Below are 18886 nucleotides of genomic sequence, written 5' to 3' on the forward strand. Positions count from 1 at the left end.
CGGCGCTGCATTGGGAACACGATCCTGGAAGTAGCCATTCACGCGGGCACATCTACTGCGCTTGTCTCTGGTTTGAATAGACGCGCTTGCGATGGCTCGCCCCATCGTCAAAAAGACAATCGATGAACAGGCTTACGGAGTGGAAGGACAGGGGATGACAAGGGCCGTCATCCAGCCAGGGCTTTTGACTTGGGCGCGCGAGCGCGCGGGCAAGGAGCCGGCAGATCTTGAGCACCGCTTCCCGAAGCTCGCTCTTTGGGAGGCAGGGGAGGCATCCCCGACCCTGAAGCAGTTGCAGGCCTATGCAACGGCTGTCCACGTGCCGATCGGGTATCTGTTCCTGCCCGCCCCTCCGGTAGAGCAACTGCCGATCCCCGATTTTAGAACGATGGACGGGCGTGGCGTTGCCCGACCAAGCCCCAATCTGCTCGATATGTTGTACGCCTGCCAGGAGCGGCAGGGCTGGTTCAAGGACTATGCTCGCGCAGTTCGATTGCCCGCGGTCGAGCAAGTCGGAAGTGCGCGGCTCGGCGATTCCCCTGTCGCAGTCGCAGCCGCAATGTCCGAAGCTTTGGGGTTCGATCTCGCTGCGCGGGTAGCGTGTCGCACATGGGAAGAAGCGCTGAGGTTGTTCATCGCCGGGGCCGACACTCTCGGCATCTTGGTGATGGTCAGCGGTGTGGTGCTCAGCAACAATAACCGAAAGCTCGATCCCGAAGAGTTCCGCGGCTTCGCGCTGGCTGATCCGCACGCTCCGCTCGTGTTTATCAATGGTGCCGACAGCAAATCGGCGCAGATGTTCACTTTGGCTCATGAGCTTGCCCATCTATGGCTCGGTGCAACGGCTGTTTCCAATGCCAGCGCGGGGCCGGCGCAGGGCCATCGTCGAGAAGAGGTGTGGTGCAATGCGGTGGCGGCGGAATTGCTCGTCCCGCTCGTCGCCCTGCGGAATGATCTCAGGCTGAACGAGCCGCTCGACGACGCGGTGGCAAGACTTACCCGGCGCTACAAAGTCAGCAGCTTAGTCATCCTGCGCCGCCTGTTTGACGCCGGCTGGCTGACGCAGGCGCGGTTCGATGCCGCTTGGGCTGCCGAACGCGCGCGTTTGCGGGCCTTGGCAGAGCAAGGGGGCGGGGGCGGCGATTTTTATCGTACGACGCTGGCAAGAGTTAGTCGGCGGTTCGCGCGCGCCTTGGTTGAAAGCACGTTGGAAGGCCAGACTCTTTACCGCGACGCCTTTCGGATGCTCGGTGTCGCCAAGACAGAGACCTTCAATCATATCGGGCAGGAAGTCGGGGTGCTCGCCTGATGCGCTACCTGCTCGACGCCAACATCTTCATTCAGGCAAAGAATCTCCACTACGGCTTCGATTTCTGCCCGGCCTTTTGGCAATGGTTGATCGATCAAAACGCGGCCGAGCAGGTGGGCAGCATCGAGAAGGTGAGCGACGAACTGGCCGGTGGCGGTGATGAACTTTCCGATTGGGCCGCAGCCCGTGGCCGGACTTTCTTTCTTCCGCCGGACGATCGCGTATTGCCCGCACTCGGCGAGGTTTCGACCTGGGCTACCGGTCAGAATTATGAGGCCGCGGCGATCGCGACTTTCCTCCAGGTGGCGGACTACTGGCTAGTCGCACATGCCAAGGCGGCCAATTGCATTGTGGTAACGCACGAGGTGCCTTCGGAGTCGGTGCGGAAGATCAAAATTCCTAACGCATGTATTGGGCTCGGCATCCCATGCGTGACGCCTTACGAGATGCTGCGGCGGGAGCGAGCTCGGTTTGTGTTGGGATAAATCGTTCGACGTGCCTGTCCGGCTCCGCGTTGGACAGCTTTGCGCCCCAATTTCAGTCGTTGCCGACAAAGTGTTCAGATCCTAGAAGCAGCCATCGGCTCAAAGGAGGCATAGTCGGGGGCTGAATGCTATTCCACAATTATGGCCTGTTCTGGCAGGTTGGTAGGGTGAAATGGGGAAAGCCGGGCAAGGGGCGCTCAGGCACGCTTTCGGGTTTCCGAACTTTAAAAGAAGGAGAGGTCGACTTCCGCGAGCAGCGCGGTGTCTACGCTCTTTACGATGACAATTTCAAAATGCTTTACGTGGGGCAGGCGGGATACGGCAACCAGCGTCTATACCAGCGATTACACCAGCATCGCTTTGATGCGCTGGGTGAGCGGTGGAGCAAATTTTCGTGGTTTGGAGTGGACCCGGTCAAGGGGCGCGCCGGGAAAAAAGAGATCGTTGAGACCGAACCATCGCCGCCAGCCGTTTCTGCTGTGCTCAATCACCTCGAAGCCCTCCTCATCGCTGCCGCCGAACCAGTGTTGAATAGGCAAGGCGGGAAATTTGGTGACGCCGAACAGTTCTATCAGTGGTACGAAGAACCCGAGGACGAAATCTCCAGGCGATTGGACGCGATTGAACGCAAATTGGGTTGACGGCGGAAGGGCAGCTGAGCGCCTCAATCTCAGCCGTTCGAGCAAGCCTGAGCTCATCCCGAAGCTGCCATCTATTAATGTAGGTGACGAAGACCGGAGTTGGGTGAAAAACTGTGCCGTCACGCAGTTTGCGGCTTAGCCCATGAGAAAGGGTGTGTCCCGACCGATCGGCCGGGACACGAAGGTGCGGTTACCAGTTGCGGTGGCCAGTTGAGCGATGTTTGTGATAGCTCTCGACGCGGCCGGTCCTGATATCCATGACCGACCGCTCGCTGCAGCCATCGCCATGACTGGTTTGCTTGGTGCACTTGCCACCGCTGTGATGGTAAGTCGTACGACTGTTGCTCATGTTAAAGTTCCTCTACCAATTCACCGGCGCCGATCGCCGGCAGTCGGGAGATGCCGCAGGACGCAGCCGAACAAAAAAGGACGGAAATTCAGAGTTCGGATGAACGTTAGGATGTGGCGCAAGCCTCCTAACATCGTTCCGAACGATCCACCGGAGGCGCAGATGTCAAACTCGGACGGCGCGTGGGGGTTGAGCCACGACTGGCTAGAACATTGGCACCATTTCCAGGACGCCTTTTACAAGTGGGTTCCCGACAAGCCAAGGCTCAGCGCTGGATCGCGAGCAGCGTTGCCGGACCGTCGCGAAATCTTCGCGGACGCGATGGGGGTTGGTCGGGGAGATATCGGCGTGCTCGAATATCCCGACTGGCTCAGCTGGGATCAGCGCACGTCAAAGGCCCATCAGCGACATCCTCAAACGGTGCTGGGACACGTCATCAAGGCGCTGAAGAGCGACAAGGTGCCCGACAAATGCGGGCAGGACGAGCATTTCGACGAAAGCTGGACTATCGCAGAGAGCAACAGACTATGGCTGGCCGACGAAGGGGAGCGACAACTGGAGGCGTTCCGGTCACGCCGCCGCCAGTCGATGCCGCCAGCGCCACCAAATCGATCCGGCGGCCGAATTGCTAAGCAGGACGGCGAGGCAATTTGGTCTGCGAGCGACGACTTCGAACCCAGCCCTCACGGGGTTCGAGTCGCCAGTTTCGCTGCCCTGCTGCGCTCTGGCTTCAGCGCCGACGAGGTGATCGAGGGGATCGAGAAGGTGTTCGAGGCGCTTGTACCGATGCCCGCCACGCTCCCAGGCAACGACATGGGCAATAGCGACAAATGGGAAGCGCTGATGCGGGAATTCCCGTACTGCCTTTTCCTCCTGCTCGATGGGAGACGGATTTGCGGCTATTGGATGGTGCTGCCGGTTACCACCAACCTCTATTCAGCCGGCATCGATGGGCAGAATATCAACAAGTCGATATCGGTCCTCGACACCGAGGAAATCGACACGCCGGGGATCTACCAACTCTATTTTGTCGATCTCTTCATCCTCCCCGAATATCGCGGTGCAAACATGGTCATGCTCCGGAGCTTCGTCGCGTTTCTGCTCGGCCTCGGCCGCAACGGAATCTTTGTCAGGAGGATTTTCGCCAACATCAGCTCCTCGCCAGCACAGAAAACCTGTGCCAAAATCGGGTTCAGATTCGTGAAGGATCATTGCGAGCATCTGTCGGTCAAATTCTCGGAAGACGGGAGCCCGCATCCAACAAAAATCTACGAACTCGATTTATCGTCCAGCGACGACGCTTGGCTGTGGCAGTACGATAGCGAATTGGCGCACATCTACAGGACAGTGTCCGTCGCCCACCCGTCTGTCTAGCTATGCGCGCGACAAAATGGATCGCGCTAAAGATGGCTGGCGGCTATGGCGGCACTTATCCGCTAAACCATTGAAACCGATCAGTCCTTAAGCGGCCCAGTTCAAGACCTAGACCCGTCGACTACAACTGCCTTCGGCTTTCCAAACTTGCCCTTGAGCACCTTCGCGCCATCGCGGAGGAAATCGAGATGGTTGGACCAGTGCTGCATCATCCTGACGCGCTCATCCCAATACTCGCCGCGCGCGTAGGCTCGACGGACGGCGTTGTTGTCGCAGTGGGCGAGTTGGCGCTCGATCGCGTCGGGATGCCATAGACCCATCTCGTTCAAGAGTGTCGCCGCCATTGCCCGGAAGCCGTGGCCGGTCATCTCGTCCTGAGCGAAGCCCATGCGGCGCAGCGCCGCGTTGATCGTGTTCTCCGACATCGGCCGATCGACCGAGCGCAGGGAGGGGAACAGGAAGCGACTATACTCCGCGTCGTGCTCGATGGTTTCTAGGATGGCGAGTGCTTGGCGAGAGAGGGGGATGGTATGCGCCCGCCGCATCTTGGTCTTGTGCGGCGGGATCGTCCATAGCGCCTTGTCGAAATCGAAGTCGCTCCATTCGGCATGACGCAGTTCGCCGGGCCGCACGAACACATGCGGCAAGAGCTGCAGCGCCGCCTTGGTGTTGGGATGCCCTTCGAATGCCTCGATGGCGCGAAGCAGGCCACCTGTTTCCTCGGGACTGGTGATTGCGGCACGGTGGACGGGCCTAGGCGCAATGAGCGCGCCGCGCAGGTCGACGGCAACGTCGCGCTCGGCGCGGGCCGTGGCGATGGCGTAGCGGAACACCTGGCTGCATGTGCTGCGGAGCCGCTTGGCCGTCTCGTACTTTCCCTTGCTCTCCATCTTGCGCAGCATGATCAGCAGCTCCTGCGCGGAGATCGTGGCGATGGGGCGCTTGCCGATCGACTCGTTGATGAAGTCCAGCAGCCACCGCAGCTTCTTCATGGTGACGGCCGAACGGCCTTCCTTCTCAGCCTTGGTCAGCCATTCATCGGCGACAGCCTTGAAGCTGTTAGACGCCGCCACGGTCGCCGCGATGCGCTCCAGCTTGATCTGCTCGGCCGGATCGTCGCCCCGCGCCAGCACCTTGCGCGCCACGTCGCGGCGCTCGCGGGCATCGGCGAGGCTGGTGTCGGGCCAGGTGCCGAACGCCAGCGTCTTCTGCTTGCCGAGATGACGATAGTTCATCCGCCAGCAGCGGCCACCAGAGGGTGTGACCAGCAGGTAGAGCCCGTCGCTATCGGCGAGCTTGTAGGGCTTGGTGCGACTCTTGGCGCTTTTGATCGCGAGGGCGGTGAGGGCCATGATGGTATCTCCCGATCAAGAATCGGCGAGCTACCATCGAACATACCATCAAAATGCTGGTATCTGGTGGTATCCGGCCGATCCGAGCGGGATGCTTATACCACAGAAAATCCGCAGAAAACAGCCATTTATGGCATCTTCTGGCACCCTCTGGGAGGGCTTGTTGGTGACCCCTACGGGAATCGAACCCGTGTTTCAGCCGTGAAAGGGCCGCGTCCTAGACCGCTAGACGAAGGGGCCATACTCGTTACCGAGCGTGGGCGTGCCGGTTAGGCAAATGCGGCGGGCTGGTCAACCCACTGCGTCATCTTGACGACGATGGCAGACCGCCTGGAGCTTGTTTCCGTCCGGATCGCGGACATAGGCGCCGTAATAATGGGCGTGATAATGCGGCCTCAGGCCAGGGCTGCCTTCATCGGTGCCGCCATGGGATAGTGCCGCCGCATGGAAGGCATCGACCGCGGCGCGATCAGGCGCGAGAAAGGCCGCGTGCGGTCCATTGCCGGGATGAGCATCACCGCCATCGAACGGGCTGACGATGAACAGCTTGAGACCCGCCAGTTCGCCGAACACGAGCGTACCCGGCAGTTCAAACGGCTGTTTGACGCCCAGCGTGGCCATCACTGGCTCGTAGAAGCGGCGCGCGCGCTCGATATCATCGGTGCCGAAAGTGATGTGACTGAACATCGCCGTCTCCTCCTCAGTCAGCCCATGCCGCATCGTCGAGGTGCAACTCGGCGGCAGGCTTGGCCCCCCAGTCGTCGATTCGCGCCCGCCCGGCGAGCCATAGCCGGCGATGCGGCGGGGCGCCGAGCAAGGCCGCGCCCAGCGCCGTCTCGGCCTGACGGAACGCGACCGTCTTCAACACCCGTCCGTCATCGCCGCTGACGATCGCGCGGACATGGCCATTGCCGACGATATCCGCCTTCACGATGCGCACTGGCCCCGCAACCACGCGCGGCTGAGGCCAACCCATGCCGTACGGCCCGCCGGCATCCATCGCCTGTACCAGCGCAGGGGTGACGCCGCCCGCGGTCAGCAACGCGTCCAGCAGCAGCGCGCGATCGCCGATTGACCGCGTGACGGCCGCGTCGAGCCTTTCCTCGAGGAAATCGGCAAATGCCTCCAGTTGGTCCTCGGCGATCGTGAGGCCCGCCGCCATCGCATGCCCGCCGCCCGCGACGAGCAGGCCGCTGTCCTTGGCGGCCAGCACCGCCGCGCCGAGATCGACGCCCGGAATCGACCGGCCCGATCCCTTGCCGATGCCCTGTTCGTCGAGCGCGATCACCAGCGAGGGCCGCCCGAATTTTTCCTTCAGCCGTCCGGCGACGATGCCGATCACACCGGGGTGCCAGCCGCGCCCGGCCACGACCATTACCGCGCGATTGCCCTTGGCGCTGGCAAGACCCTCGGCGGCATCCTGCACGATCGTCTCGATCGCGCGCCGTTCCTCGTTGAGGCGATCGAGCTCGGCGGCGATGCCGGCGGCCTCGGCCGGATCGCGCGTGGTGAGCAGGCGCACGCCGAGATCGGATTTGCCGACCCGCCCACCCGCATTGATCCGCGGCCCCAGCGCAAAGCCGAGATCGGTCGCGGTCGGCGCGCGCGTCAGCCGTGAGGCGGAGATCAGCGCGTTCAGGCCGATATTGCGCCGCTGCGCCATCACCTTCAGCCCCTGGCTGACAAAGGCGCGGTTGAGCCCCTTGAGCGACGCGACATCGGCCACGGTGCCGAGCGCCACGATATCGAGCAGGTCGAGCAGGCGCGGCTCGGTGCGGCCCTCGAAAAAGCCGCGCGTCCTGAGCAGCCGGACCAGCGCCGCGCCGAGCAGAAAGGCAACACCGACCGCGGCGAGATGGCCGAACGCGGTGCCCTCGGCCTCGTCGAGCCGGTTGGGATTCACCAGCGCATGCGCATAAGGCAAGGCGGCCGCGCATTTATGGTGATCCACCACGATCACGTCCACGCCCGCCACGCGCGCCATCTCCAGCGCCTCGAATGCCTGGGCGCCGCAATCGACCGTGACGATCAGGCTCGCGCCTTCCTCCTTCAGCCGGACGAGCGCTTCGCCCGAGGGGCCGTACCCCTCCATCAGCCGGTCGGGGATATAGGCCCGCGCCTCCAGCCCAAGATCGCGCAGCAACAGGATCATGAGCGCGGCGGAGGTCGCGCCGTCCACGTCATAGTCGCCGAAGATCGCCACTTTCTCGCCGGCCTGGATCGCATCGGCGAGTCGCTCGGCCGCACGGTCCATGTCGCGGAAGATGGAAGGGTCCGGCATGAAGCCGCGGATGCTCGGCGCCTTGTGCGCGTCCAGCGCCTCGCGGGGGCATCCGCGCGACAGCAGCAGCTGAGTCACCAGATCGTCGGGCGAAAAGCCCGGATCGCGCGTGTCGGTTTCCAGCGCGCGCCAGCGCCAGGGTTGGCCAAGGATCGAATGCGAGATGTTGAGTACGGTGTTCACCGGCTTGCTCTCGCACATTTTGCCATGGCTGGAACAGGGGGCGAACGATGAGGGGCCTCAGGAAGGTAGCAGCCGCTCGATCGCAATCGCCGCTGCCTCGGCACCGTTTTCGGGACTGATCAGTGCGCCCACGCGTTCCGCCTCGGCGCGATAGGCCGGCCGGTCGAGCAGGGAGGAGATCATTACGGCCGCCCGGCGTGCGTTGAAGCGCCGCGCCTTGAGGACCTGGCCGATACCCATCTTGCGGATGCGATGCGCATTGTCGGCCTGATCGCCCATATGCGGCACGACCAGTTGCGGCTTGCCCGCGCGCAATGCCTGGCCCGTCGTGCCGATGCCGCCATGGTGGATGATCACTGCGGCCCTGGGGAACAGCGTGGAATGCGGCGCATAGGCGCGCACCAGGATGTTGCCCTCCGACTTCAATTTGGTTTTCTCGCCCGTCAGCAGCACCGCGCGGGCGCCGAGCAGCCTGGCCGTGGCGGCGGCCTCCTCGTAGAAATCGCCGGGTGCATAGACCGCAAACGAGCCGAGCGTGAACACCAGGGGTGGCGGGCCGTCGGCCAGAAAGGCCTCGAGCTCCGGATCGGGCGCCTCGGTCTCGCCGCCCTGGCTGTCATAGACCGGGAAGCCGACGATATCGGTATTGGCTGGCGCGTCCTTCTGGGGTGGGCCGAAGATAGGCGAGTAGCAGCACAGGGTCAGCGCGGTTTCGCGACTGATGTCGAACATCGACGGGTCACAGGCCGGGCTCAGGCCATGATGCGCCCGGACCTCGTCGACCCGCCGGCCATAGCGTAGCCGCATGACCTTGCGGATGACGCCATAGGCAAGCCGATTCCACCTGACCCCGATCGGGCTGCCCGGCCGCTGGATCAGCATCCAGAAATCCGAGGTTTTCGGCGGCGTGTGGACCGAAAGGATGGCCATCGGCTGAAGGATCACCGAGACGAGTGGCACGCGGCGTTTCTCGGCGATGATCGGCGCGCCGAACACGAACAGCGATCCGACGAGTATGTCGGCGCCACCAACTATTTCATCGAGCGCGGCGGTGCTCAATTCGAGCCAGGGCAGCAGCACCTGCTCGAGCAGATAGGTCTGGTCGGCCATGACGCGCTTGACCGCATCGTCCTCGCCCAGGCCCATGCGTTCGCGGATCGCGTCAAAGCTCGGCAGCACGGCGACCGCGTCCAGTCCAGCGGCTTGCGTCTTGGCGACATGATCCTCCGGCACTGCCAGGATGGGATGATGTCCGCGCCGTTTGAGCGCAAGGCCGATCGCCAGGAAAGGATGAAGGTCGCCGAGCGTCCCGACGGTCGTAAGCAGGATTGTACCCATGATCGGCTCGACGACATTCGGCTCGCGCCGCCTTACTGCTTCAGCCAGGCTCCCTCGCGGAACCATTTGGTGACGATGTATTTCGTGCCCTTCACCACTGGCATGCCTTCATGCAAGGTGAATTCGTTCGGGCTGCCGTCTTGATTCATGTTATTCCAAGCGAGCAGCAATCCGCGCTTCGGTGCGACGCGGATACCGGCCTGGGGAAACCAGGTCGCGCCGCCCTCCTCGACATTGTTGAGATAGATCATCGCCGTCCAGGTGCGCTGGCCGCCGCTTGCCTTCATCGCCTCCCAATAATGCTGGCCTTCATGGAAGAAATCGTGATGGGCGCGGAATTGCTGACCGGGCGCGTAGCGCTGCCCCTGCATCGTCTCGCCATTCACGGGGGGAAGGCCGAGCAGGTTGGCGATCGATTCGTCGATCGGCTGAACCTCCGGCGACCAGCGATTCATGTCGCAACTCTCGCTGGTGCGGAAGGTCGTGTCGCCGGATTCGGAGAGCAGGGTGGAGGGCCGGCGGTTCGAGTCGATCAGCCGCATCAGCGCGGTGCACTGTGCCGGGTTCAGGAAATCGAGATGGTAATAGACCTGGGCCTTGTCGATCCTGGCGCGCTTCACCGCCGGATTCGCCTCCAGCCGTTGCGAGACGGTTTCGCCCGCGAGCTTGCGGATCGGGGACGGGCCGCCCGGTTTTTTCGGGACAAGGGGTTTTTTCGAGAACAGGGACATCGCGCCGCAATCTGCCGCTACGCCCCCAAAAAACAAGAGCTCAAAAACAAGGGGTCCGGCGACCATGCCGCCGGACCCCTCGCTTCACCGCATCCTCTTACCAGAAGATGTCGTAGACCGTGTCGACCACCTGGCCGCTATAGACATCGACCAGCAGCGCGTCGTTGTAATAGCGCACCCAGCGATACGGGCCATAGGCCGGCGGCAGGCCGTAATATTCCGGATCGTCGATCCAGTAATTCTGCTCGAACAGGATTGAGTTCAGCGTCAGGCCGATGCTGAAGCGGCGATAGCCATAATCCCAGCCATAGGGCGCGTAATAGCGCGGCAGATGGTAGTTGTTACGGTATTGATTGCGGCGCGACTGCCAGTTGTAGCGATTGTCGCTGCGCCAGCCGCGATTCCAGTTGCGACCGTCATTGCCGTTCCAGCCACCGCCCCGGCCGTTATTGCCACGCCAGTTGCCATCATTGCCGCGACCGTTGTTACCGCGCCAGTTGCCGTCATTGCGACCATCGTTGCCGCGCCCGTCATTGCCACGCACATTGCCGTCGCCGCGGCCGCCATTGTTGCGCCAGTCGCGATTGCCATTGCCCTGGCCCTGCTGCCAGTCGCCACGGCCACCGGGGCGGCCGCCATTGGCCTGGGGCTGTTGCGGCTGCTGGGGCTGGACGGCCGCCCCGCCGTTCCGCCAGTCGACGCGGTTGCCGCCACGGAAATCCGGACGGCCGGTGGGGTTGCCGGGGGCCGCCTGCGGGTTGAACTGCGGGCGTTGCGGTTGCGGTTGCGCCTGACCCTGCTGCTGCGGCGCGCGGCCCTGCCAATTGCCACGGCCCCGGTCGCCGCCCCAGCCGCCGCCATTATTGGCGGGGCGCTCGGCGCGGGGCTGCTGCGGCGCAGGCTGTTGTTGTGGCTGTTGCTGCGGGCGCTGGAAATCCGGGCGCGCCTGGCGCTGCTCGGCGCCGCGGTCCCCACCGCGATCCTGACGGTCCGCGTCGCGCGCATAGGCGGTCGCCGGCACGATGGCCGCCGTCGCCGCCAGAAGCGCGATGATAAAAGAAGTACGCATCTTAGTCCTTCCGGTACGCGGGCGCATGATTGGCCCGAACGATGCATCGCTTTTGCACTATTGGCGATGAGCCGTTTCTGAATTGCGGCGACAGCATTGCGAAAGGATTCAGCGCTGCTCTCGTCCGCCCGGCGTCAGCGCCGGGACGAGCCTTGCCGCGCTCGCGGGGTCGATGCCGGGCGAGGCGCCGGCATCGATCGTTTCGTCGCCGCGCTGGATGCGCGCGGCGCGCATCACGGCCTCGACGACGCGCGGATAGACGCCGCACCGGCACAGATTGGTGATCGCGCTTTTGATATCCTCCTCGGACGGATTCCTGTTCTTCTTGATCAGCACCGCGGCGGCCATGACCATGCCGGGAATGCAGAAACCGCATTGCGGCACATTCCCGGCGATCCAGGCGAGCTGCACGGGATGGGTGCGTTCGCGTGACAGGCCTTCGATGGTGGTGACGAAGCTGCCCTCGATCGCGCCGATCGTCGCCTGGCAGGATCGCACCGCCTCACCGTCGATATCGACCGTGCAGGCGCCGCATTCGCCATTGCCGCAGCCATATTTGGTGCCCGTCAGGTTGGAGGCGTCGCGCAGCGCCCAGAGCAGGGGCGTCTTCGGATCCATTTTATATTCGACGGGCTGGTTGTTGACGGTGAAGCGGGTCATGCCAGCAGCTTAGGGCAAAGGCCGGTATTGGGAAACGGCGTGTTTCCGGGCGCGCGATTGCGATGGGACAGGGCAGGGCCGATATCCCGTGCATGACACTTCCCACACTCTTCGTGCCGCATGGCGGCGGCCCCTGCTTCTTCATGGATCCGGCCGGCGGCCCGCCCGATCCGATGTGGCGGCCAATGCAGGCGTATCTCGCCGGCCTGATCGCGTCACTGCCCGAGCGGCCCAAAGCGATCCTGATGGTCTCCGGTCATTGGGAGGAGCAGGAGGTGACTGTCCATGCCGGCAATGGCCAGCCGTTGCTGTACGATTATTACGGCTTTCCCGAACACACCTACCATCTGCACTGGGATGCGCCAGGCGCGCCCGATGTCGCGCGCCGAGCCGAGGCGCTGCTCGAACATGCCGGCTTCCCGGTGCGCGAGGAGAAGGCGCGGGGCTGGGACCACGGCGTGTTCATCCCGATGATGGTCGCGGTGCCCGGCGCGGATATCCCGCTGGTCCAGCTGTCGCTGCGCAAGGATCTCGATCCCGCAGCGCATATCGCCATCGGCCGTGCCCTGGCCCCGCTGCGCGACGAAGGCGTGCTGATCGTCGGGTCGGGCATGAGCTTCCACAACCTGCGCGCCCGTGGCGCGCAGGTCACGCCGGTAGCGGACGAATGGGACGCCGCGCTGACGGCGGCCGTGACCGATCCTGATCCTGCGGCACGTGCGGATCGTGTGGCGCGCTGGGAGGAGCTGCCTCATGCGCGGTTCGCGCATCCCGAGGCGGAGCATCTGCTGCCGCTGATGGTCGCGCTCGGCGCGGGCGGTGACGGGCCTGCGGTGCGCGACTATGCCGATCATGTGCTCGGCTGGGCGGTGTCGGGCTACAGGTTCGGCTAGAGTTCCTCCCCGGAACGGGGAGGGGGACCACGAAGTGGTGGAGGGGCTTGGAGCGAGGCCACGTCGCCGCGCTCCAAGCCCCTCTACCGCCCGCTGAAGAAGCGGGCGGTCCCCCTCCCCCGGTTCCCGGGGGAGGAATAGAAGGATCAGTTCCGCCAGCTCGTGTCGATCTTGTCGACCAGGCGCACCATTGCCTCGAAATCGGCCTTGCCCGGCCCGCCGGGGATCGAGACCTGGTGCAGGTCGCGCTGGTGCACCGCGACCACTTCGGGCGGCACTTCGATCGGCGTGCCCATGCCGGCGGTCGCGACCTGGATCTCGCAGGCGCGCTGCAGCGACCAGTGCTTGATAAAGGCCTCGGGCAGGGTCCGGCCCATCACCAGGATGCCGTGGTTCTTCAGCAGCATCACGCGCTTGTCGCCGAGATGCTCGAGCAGCCGCTCGCCCTCCTCGTCGCGCACCGTCACGCCCTCGAAGTCATGATAGGCGATCTGGCCGATGAAGTTGCATGCGTAGAAGTTCGTCGCGCGCAGCCCGCCTTCGACCGAGCTGACCGCCATGCCCGCGGTGGTGTGGGTGTGCATGATGCAATCCGCGTCGGGCAGGTGCCGGTGGAACAGCGCGTGCTGGACGAAGCCCGCCCGGTTCACCGGATAGGGATTGTCGTCGAGCTTGTTGCCGTCGATGTCGATCTTGACCAGGGTCGAGGCCGTGACCTCGCTGAAATGCAGCCCGAACGGGTTGATCAGGAACGCGCCTTCCTCGCCCGGGATCTTCAAGGTGATGTGGTTGTAGATCATCTCGGACCAGCCGAGCATCGCGAACACGCGGTAGCAGGCGGCGAGCTGCTGGCGCGCCTCCCATTCGGCTTCGCTCATCTGCGAATTGCGAAGGACGGCGGTGGCCATGGCGCTTTCTCCTATGGGTTCTTCTTTGCAACCCATATCGCATGACGGCGCGAGACAGGCAAATCTTTCGGTCCGCCGGGATCGATCCTCGGGAAGATATGGGACACCAGCATGTCCCATATCTGTCGATCATAATTTCAGAATATTATATTGAATATCAATAGTTTGATGAAGTTTGCTCTCATCGAGATCCGTGAAGTCAGGGGGGATCGTTTCGCGCATGATACAATGCGCCATGGCAATCTATGCGGCGCCCATTGCCCCCGCCTCGTGCAGCGCGGCGATCTCATCTTCGGAAAAGCCGTAGTCGGCCAGTATCGTGTCGGACTCGGCCGGACCGGCCATCACCGGGGGCACGGTGTCGCTGACTGAATAGCGTGGGGCAGGGGCCGGCTGGAGCACGCCGCCGGCTTCCACGAAAGTGCCCCGCGCGCGATTATGCGGGTGCGCCGCCGCGTCGTCGAAGCCGAGCACCGGCGCGAAACATGCCTCGTGCCCGGCAAAGGCCTCGACCCACTCGGCCTGCGACCGTTCCCGGAACCGTCGCGCCAGGTCGGCCGTCAGCGTCGGCCACATGGCGGGCGCGAACTGCGCGTCCCATTCCGCGCCGTCGAGGCTCATCACCGCGCGCAAGGCCTTGTAGAATTGCGGCTCGATCGCCCCGATCGCCACCCATTTGCCGTCAGCGGTCTCATAGCTGTCGTAGAAATGCGCGCCGCCATCGAGCAGGTTGGTGCCGCGCGCGTCGCCCCAGCGGCCCATGGCGCGGAACCCCCACATCATGCTCATCAGCAGCGCGGAGCCGTCGGTCATCGCGCAATCGACCACCTGGCCGCGCCCGGTCGCCTGCGCCTGCAGGATCGCGGCAAGCATGCCGAAGGCGAGCATCATGCCGCCGCCGCCAAAGTCGCCGACCAGGTTGATCGGCGCGACCGGCTTGCCGCCCACCTCGCCAAAGGCATGGAGCGCGCCCGAGATCGCGATGTAATTGATGTCATGCCCGACATCGGCCGCCATCGGCCCGGTCTGCCCCCATCCGGTCATACGGCCATAGACGAGCCCCGGATTGTCGGCGAGCAGTACCTCGGGGCCAAGACCCAGCCGCTCCATCACGCCGGGCCGGAAGCCCTCGATCAGGCCGTCACAGCCCTGTGCAAGCCGCCGTACGGCAAGCACCGCCTCGGGCTTCTTCATGTCGAGTTGAATCACGCGGCGGGAGCGCAGCAACGGATCCTTCGCCGCCACCGAGAAACCACCGCCGTCGCCCGGCCGCTCGATCCGGATCACTTCGGCACCGTGATCGGCGAGCATCATCGCGCAGAACGGGCCGGGGCCAATCCCCGCCATTTCGAGGATGCGCAAGCCAGCCAGAGGTCCGCTCATAAGGGGTCGTCCTGTCCCAGCATCGGCGCGGCGCGCTCGAGCGCGAGCGATGCATCCGAAAAGCGGATCGGCGTGCGCAGCCCCGGGATGGCCATGCCGTCCCGGTCGAGCGTCAGCGCCATGCCGCGATGGACGATCTGCGGATCGGCAAAGGCCTGGGCCACCGAGTTGATCGGGCCCGCGGGCACCCCCACGGCTTCGAGCGTCGCCAGCAAGGCGTTGCGTTCGTGCCGCGACGTCGCCTCCCGGATCGCCGCGAACAGCGGCTCGCGACATTCGAGCCGCCCGGCATTGGTCGCGAAGCGCGGATCGGCCCGGAGCGCATCCAGCCCGAGCGCGTCGCAGAAGCGGACGAACTGTCCGTCATTGCCCACCGCGAGGATGAACCATCCGTCGCTGGTCGGGAAAACCGCATAGGGCGAGACGTTGAGATGCGCATTGCCGAGCCGCGGCGGCGTCACGCCGCTGACGAAATAGTTCATCGCCTGGTTGGCGAGCACGCCGACCATGGTGTCGAACAGCGCCATGTCGATCTGCTGCCCGCGCCCGGTCTTTTCGCGCTGGGCGAGCGCGGCCTGAATCGCGATCACCGAATAGAGCCCGGTCATGATGTCGGCGAACGCCACCCCGACCTTTTGCGGCGCGCCGTCCGGTTCGCCGGTCAGGTCCATGATGCCGCTCATGCCCTGGATGATGAAGTCGTAGCCCGCACGGCTCGCATAGGGCCCGTCCTGGCCGAAGCCGGTGATCGAGCAATAGACCAGCCGCGGGTTGATCGCGCTGAGGCTCGCATAATCGAGGCCGTATTTGGCGAGTCCGCCGACCTTGAAATTCTCGATCAGCACATCGGCATCGGCGACCATGCGCCGCACCTCGGCCTGGCCTTCCGCCGTGCGGAAATCGAGGACGACCGATTTCTTGCCGCGATTGGTCGCATGGAAATAGCCGGCGTCGCGGCTGCCGTCGGGGTTGTCGATAAAGGGCGGTCCCCAGGTGCGGGTATCGTCGCCCTCGGGGCTTTCGACCTTGATCACCTCGGCGCCGAGATCGGCCAGGGTTTGCCCCGCCCAAGGGCCGGCGAGGATGCGGGCGAGTTCGATGACCTTGAGGCCTGTGAGGGGAGGGGTGTTCACTCCTTGTGCTCCCGCGAAGGCGGGAGCCCACCCTGGGCTCCCGCCTTCGCGGGAGCACAAAGGAGGACGCCCCTCAAAACGCCGCGATCCCCGTGATCGCGCGGCCGAGGATCAGCGCATGGACGTCATGCGCGCCCTCATAGGTGTTGACCGTCTCCAGGTTCATCAGATGGCGCATGACCTGATATTCGCCCGAGATGCCGTTGCCGCCATGCATGTCGCGGCTCGCCCGCGCGATATCGAGTGCCTTGCCGACATTATTGCGCTTCACGATCGAGATCATCTCGGGCGCGAACCGGCCGGCGTCGATCAGCCGCCCGACCCGAAGGCTGGCCTGCAGCCCCAGCGCGATCTCGGTCTCCATGTCGGCCAGCTTCTTCTGGTAGAGTTGGTTCGCCGCGAGCGGCTTGCCGAACTGGGCCCGGTCGAGCCCATATTGCCGCGCCGCATGGAAGCAGAACTCGGCGGCACCCATCGATCCCCAGCTGATCCCGTAGCGCGCGCGGTTGAGGCAGCCGAACGGCCCCTTCAGGCCCTGCACGTCGGGCAGCAGCGCCTCCTCGCCGACCTCGACATCGTCCATCATCACCATGCCGGTGATCGAGGCGCGCAAGCTCAGCTTGCCCTCGATCTTCGGCGTGCTGAGGCCCTTCATGCCCTTTTCCAGCACGAAGCCGCGAATGCCGCCGCCATGCTCGTCGGACTTGGCCCAGATGATGAAGACGTCGGCGATCGGCGCGTTGGAGATCCAGGTCTTGGAGCCCGAGATCCGATAGCCGTGGGCGGTCTTCACCGCTCGCGTTTTCATGCCCCCGGGGTCGGAGCCGGCATCGGGCTCGGTCAGGCCGAAACAGCCGATCCATTCGCCGCTCGCCAGTTTGGGCAGGTACTTGCGCTTCTGCTCCTCGGATCCGTACGCGTAGATCGGATACATCACGAGGCTCGACTGGACGCTCATCATCGACCGGTAGCCCGAATCGACTCGCTCCACTTCGCGCGCGACCAGGCCGTACGCCACATAGGATGCACCGACGCCGCCATATTCCTCCGGCACGGTCGGCCCGAGCAGACCGAGCTCGCCCATCTCGCGGAAGATCGATTCGTCGGTGGTCTCGTTGGCAAAGGCGTCGATGATGCGCGGGGCGAGCTTGTCCTGGGCATAAGCCCGCGCCGAATCGCGGATCATCCGCTCGTCATCTTCGAGCTGATCGTCGAGGAAAAAAGGGTCCGCCCAGTCGAATGCGCCCATGCCGGCCATGTAATGTCTCCTTGCGGCCCCGCTGCCAGCAGGGAAATGGGTTTGCAACCACTCCCGTTCGTCCTGAGTAGCCGCTGAGCCTGTCGAAGCGGCGTATCGAAGGACAAGCGTTACCCCGCTCCAACCCTGCTTCGATACGGGCCTTCGACTTCGCTCAGTCCCTACTCAGCACGAACGGGTAGAGGATGTCACAAATCGAGCACGCGATCGTCGAACAGCCCGAAGGCCAGGGTCGAGGCGTAGAAGGCGACGGCCCTCTCGCGCGGCATGGTGCTTGCCCATTTACGCATGTCGAAGGCCGCATTCTGCAGCGCCATCAGCGCCTGCGACGCGACCAGCGCATCGACCGGGCGAATCGATCCTTCCGCGATGCCGTCCATCATCGTGCCGGCATAGCGCCGCGCGATCCGGTTGGAGCGCTCGACCATCGCGCGTCGCACGGTGCGCGGCAGGCCCGACAATGCCGTGGTGCGCAGGAGCGGCCCGCGCTCGGAGAATTGCACGTCGAGCAGGGTCGCGATCGTGCCCGTCAACCGCTGCCAATGGCTCCCGCCGCGCTCGTCGGCGAGCTGCTGGGCATCGGCGATCGTGTCGAAGCTGCGCTTGTAACAGGCGATGACCAGGTCATCCTTGGCATCGAGATGATGGTAGAAGCTGCCCTTGGTCACGTTCAGCTCGGATGCGATCTTCTGCACCGAGGCGCCGCGATAGCCGAGCTCGTTGATCAGCCGGGTCGCCGCGAGCAGGAAGGCCTCGCGCCCCGGCTCGGGTTCTTCATGCTCGAGGTTGATCAGCGCGGGCGCCCAATTCTGGTTCGGGCCCGCGATGCCGTGCTCGAACACATCCATCAGCCGTTCCTCGATCCGGCCGAACTGGTCGAGCTCGTACCGGACGAGCCAGAGCGGCAGCCAGAAGGTGTTCTCCAGCAGGACATGCGCGCGCGCGCCGTGCAGGTCTGTCTCGGCGCGGTTGGCGGCAGGCCCCCACAGGCTGCGAGTCGTGCGGAACACCCGCTGCCAGCCCGCCAGCAGGCGGCCGCGCACCGGCTCCTCCATCGCGCGCAGATCGGAGAGCACGGCAAAGGCCTGCTCCTCGCCGCGCTCGATCCTGGCGAAGCGCTCCATGTTGAGCGCCAGGTAATGCGCGACTCGCGCCTGCGGCGTCGGCTTTTGCTGCGATTCGTCGAGCATCGCCTGAAGCCGGTCGAGCGTATGCTCGAAACAGGCAGCGGCGAGATCTTCCTTGCGCTTGAAATAATAAGTGACGCTGGTGGTGTTGAGCCCCACGCGCCGCGCCACGTCGGCGAAGGTCATGCCCTTCGCGCTCTGTTCGTTGATCGCTTCGGCGGCGGCGGCGAGAATCGCATCCCGCTTGGCGCGGAACCGCTTCGTGCCTGCCTCCTCCTCCCCCTGGACGTCTTCGGCAGCCTGCATGAGTGAAACTGTAACATCTTCTTTTCGAAGAGACAGTGTTTTTTCTGCGGGCCGGTTCGACTGCGATTTCGGCCGCAAAGGCGCTTTACCGAAAACGCGGTACGGT

Annotated in this window: 17 protein-coding genes and 1 tRNA gene; 5 read left to right on the top strand and 13 right to left on the bottom strand. The window is 64.2% G+C overall.

Features of this window, described 5'->3' with window-relative positions:
* Positions 1-91 precede the first annotated feature (91 nt).
* The 4 genes from ACZ1I5_RS04270 (at position 92) to ACZ1I5_RS04285 (ending at position 4158) form a co-directional block, all read left to right on the top strand.
* Positions 92-1309, top strand: a complete 1218-nt coding sequence (locus ACZ1I5_RS04270) for an ImmA/IrrE family metallo-endopeptidase (protein ID WP_465172503.1) — start codon at positions 92-94, stop codon at positions 1307-1309.
* The gene (locus ACZ1I5_RS04275; protein ID WP_465172504.1) at positions 1309-1794 is read left to right on the top strand and encodes a DUF4411 family protein; all 486 of its coding nucleotides are present in this window, start codon (positions 1309-1311) and stop codon (positions 1792-1794) included. Before ACZ1I5_RS04270 ends, ACZ1I5_RS04275 begins: the two co-directional genes overlap by 1 nt.
* 125 nt (positions 1795-1919) lie before the next feature.
* Positions 1920-2435, top strand: a complete 516-nt coding sequence (locus ACZ1I5_RS04280) for a GIY-YIG nuclease family protein (RefSeq protein ID WP_465172505.1) — start codon at positions 1920-1922, stop codon at positions 2433-2435.
* Positions 2436-2946: 511 nt separating this feature from the next.
* Complete coding sequence (locus ACZ1I5_RS04285; RefSeq protein WP_465172506.1) at positions 2947-4158, top strand: hypothetical protein; 1212 nt, start codon at positions 2947-2949, stop codon at positions 4156-4158.
* A gap of 101 nt (positions 4159-4259) precedes the next feature.
* On the opposite strand, the gene ACZ1I5_RS04290 is transcribed toward ACZ1I5_RS04285, so the two are convergent.
* The 8 genes from ACZ1I5_RS04290 to ACZ1I5_RS04325 form a co-directional block, all read right to left on the bottom strand.
* A complete protein-coding gene (locus ACZ1I5_RS04290; RefSeq protein WP_465172507.1) occupies positions 4260-5510 on the bottom strand; it encodes a tyrosine-type recombinase/integrase in 1251 nt (416 codons plus the stop codon).
* 164 nt (positions 5511-5674) lie between these two features.
* A tRNA-Glu gene (locus ACZ1I5_RS04295) sits at positions 5675-5750 on the bottom strand.
* A 51-nt stretch (positions 5751-5801) separates the two neighbouring features.
* Positions 5802-6197, bottom strand: a complete 396-nt coding sequence (locus ACZ1I5_RS04300) for a VOC family protein (protein ID WP_465172508.1) — start codon at positions 6195-6197, stop codon at positions 5802-5804.
* Between the two features lie 13 nt (positions 6198-6210).
* Positions 6211-7974, bottom strand: coding sequence for a single-stranded-DNA-specific exonuclease RecJ (gene recJ / locus ACZ1I5_RS04305; RefSeq protein WP_465172509.1), 1764 nt, complete (start codon positions 7972-7974; stop codon positions 6211-6213).
* A gap of 57 nt (positions 7975-8031) precedes the next feature.
* Complete coding sequence (locus ACZ1I5_RS04310; RefSeq protein WP_465172510.1) at positions 8032-9312, bottom strand: glycosyltransferase; 1281 nt, start codon at positions 9310-9312, stop codon at positions 8032-8034.
* 32 nt (positions 9313-9344) lie between these two features.
* On the bottom strand, positions 9345-10043 hold the full coding sequence (locus ACZ1I5_RS04315) for a prolyl hydroxylase family protein (protein ID WP_465172511.1): 699 nt from the start codon (positions 10041-10043) through the stop codon (positions 9345-9347).
* Between the two features lie 97 nt (positions 10044-10140).
* Positions 10141-11112 (bottom strand): RcnB family protein, encoded by a 972-nt coding sequence (locus ACZ1I5_RS04320; protein WP_465172512.1) that lies wholly within the window; start codon positions 11110-11112, stop codon positions 10141-10143.
* 108 nt (positions 11113-11220) lie between these two features.
* A complete protein-coding gene (locus ACZ1I5_RS04325; protein ID WP_465172513.1) occupies positions 11221-11772 on the bottom strand; it encodes a (2Fe-2S)-binding protein in 552 nt (183 codons plus the stop codon).
* 92 nt (positions 11773-11864) lie between these two features.
* On the opposite strand from ACZ1I5_RS04325, the gene ACZ1I5_RS04330 reads away from it, so the two are divergent.
* Entirely contained in the window at positions 11865-12665 is an 801-nt protein-coding gene (locus ACZ1I5_RS04330) for a DODA-type extradiol aromatic ring-opening family dioxygenase (protein WP_465172514.1), read from the top strand.
* Between the two features lie 146 nt (positions 12666-12811).
* On the opposite strand, the gene ACZ1I5_RS04335 is transcribed toward ACZ1I5_RS04330, so the two are convergent.
* The 5 genes from ACZ1I5_RS04335 to ACZ1I5_RS04355 form a co-directional block, all read right to left on the bottom strand.
* Entirely contained in the window at positions 12812-13573 is a 762-nt protein-coding gene (locus ACZ1I5_RS04335; RefSeq protein WP_465172515.1) for a class II aldolase/adducin family protein, read from the bottom strand.
* Between the two features lie 243 nt (positions 13574-13816).
* Entirely contained in the window at positions 13817-14956 is a 1140-nt protein-coding gene (locus ACZ1I5_RS04340) for a CaiB/BaiF CoA transferase family protein (protein WP_465172516.1), read from the bottom strand.
* On the bottom strand, positions 14953-16089 hold the full coding sequence (locus ACZ1I5_RS04345) for a CaiB/BaiF CoA transferase family protein (protein WP_465172517.1): 1137 nt from the start codon (positions 16087-16089) through the stop codon (positions 14953-14955). Before ACZ1I5_RS04345 ends, ACZ1I5_RS04340 begins: the two co-directional genes overlap by 4 nt.
* A gap of 73 nt (positions 16090-16162) precedes the next feature.
* Complete coding sequence (locus ACZ1I5_RS04350; RefSeq protein ID WP_465172518.1) at positions 16163-17347, bottom strand: acyl-CoA dehydrogenase; 1185 nt, start codon at positions 17345-17347, stop codon at positions 16163-16165.
* A 188-nt stretch (positions 17348-17535) separates the two neighbouring features.
* Complete coding sequence (locus ACZ1I5_RS04355; RefSeq protein WP_465172519.1) at positions 17536-18780, bottom strand: TetR/AcrR family transcriptional regulator; 1245 nt, start codon at positions 18778-18780, stop codon at positions 17536-17538.
* Positions 18781-18886: the final 106 nt, after the last annotated feature.

Source organism: Sphingomonas sp. BL-S-30, from assembly GCF_055521475.1.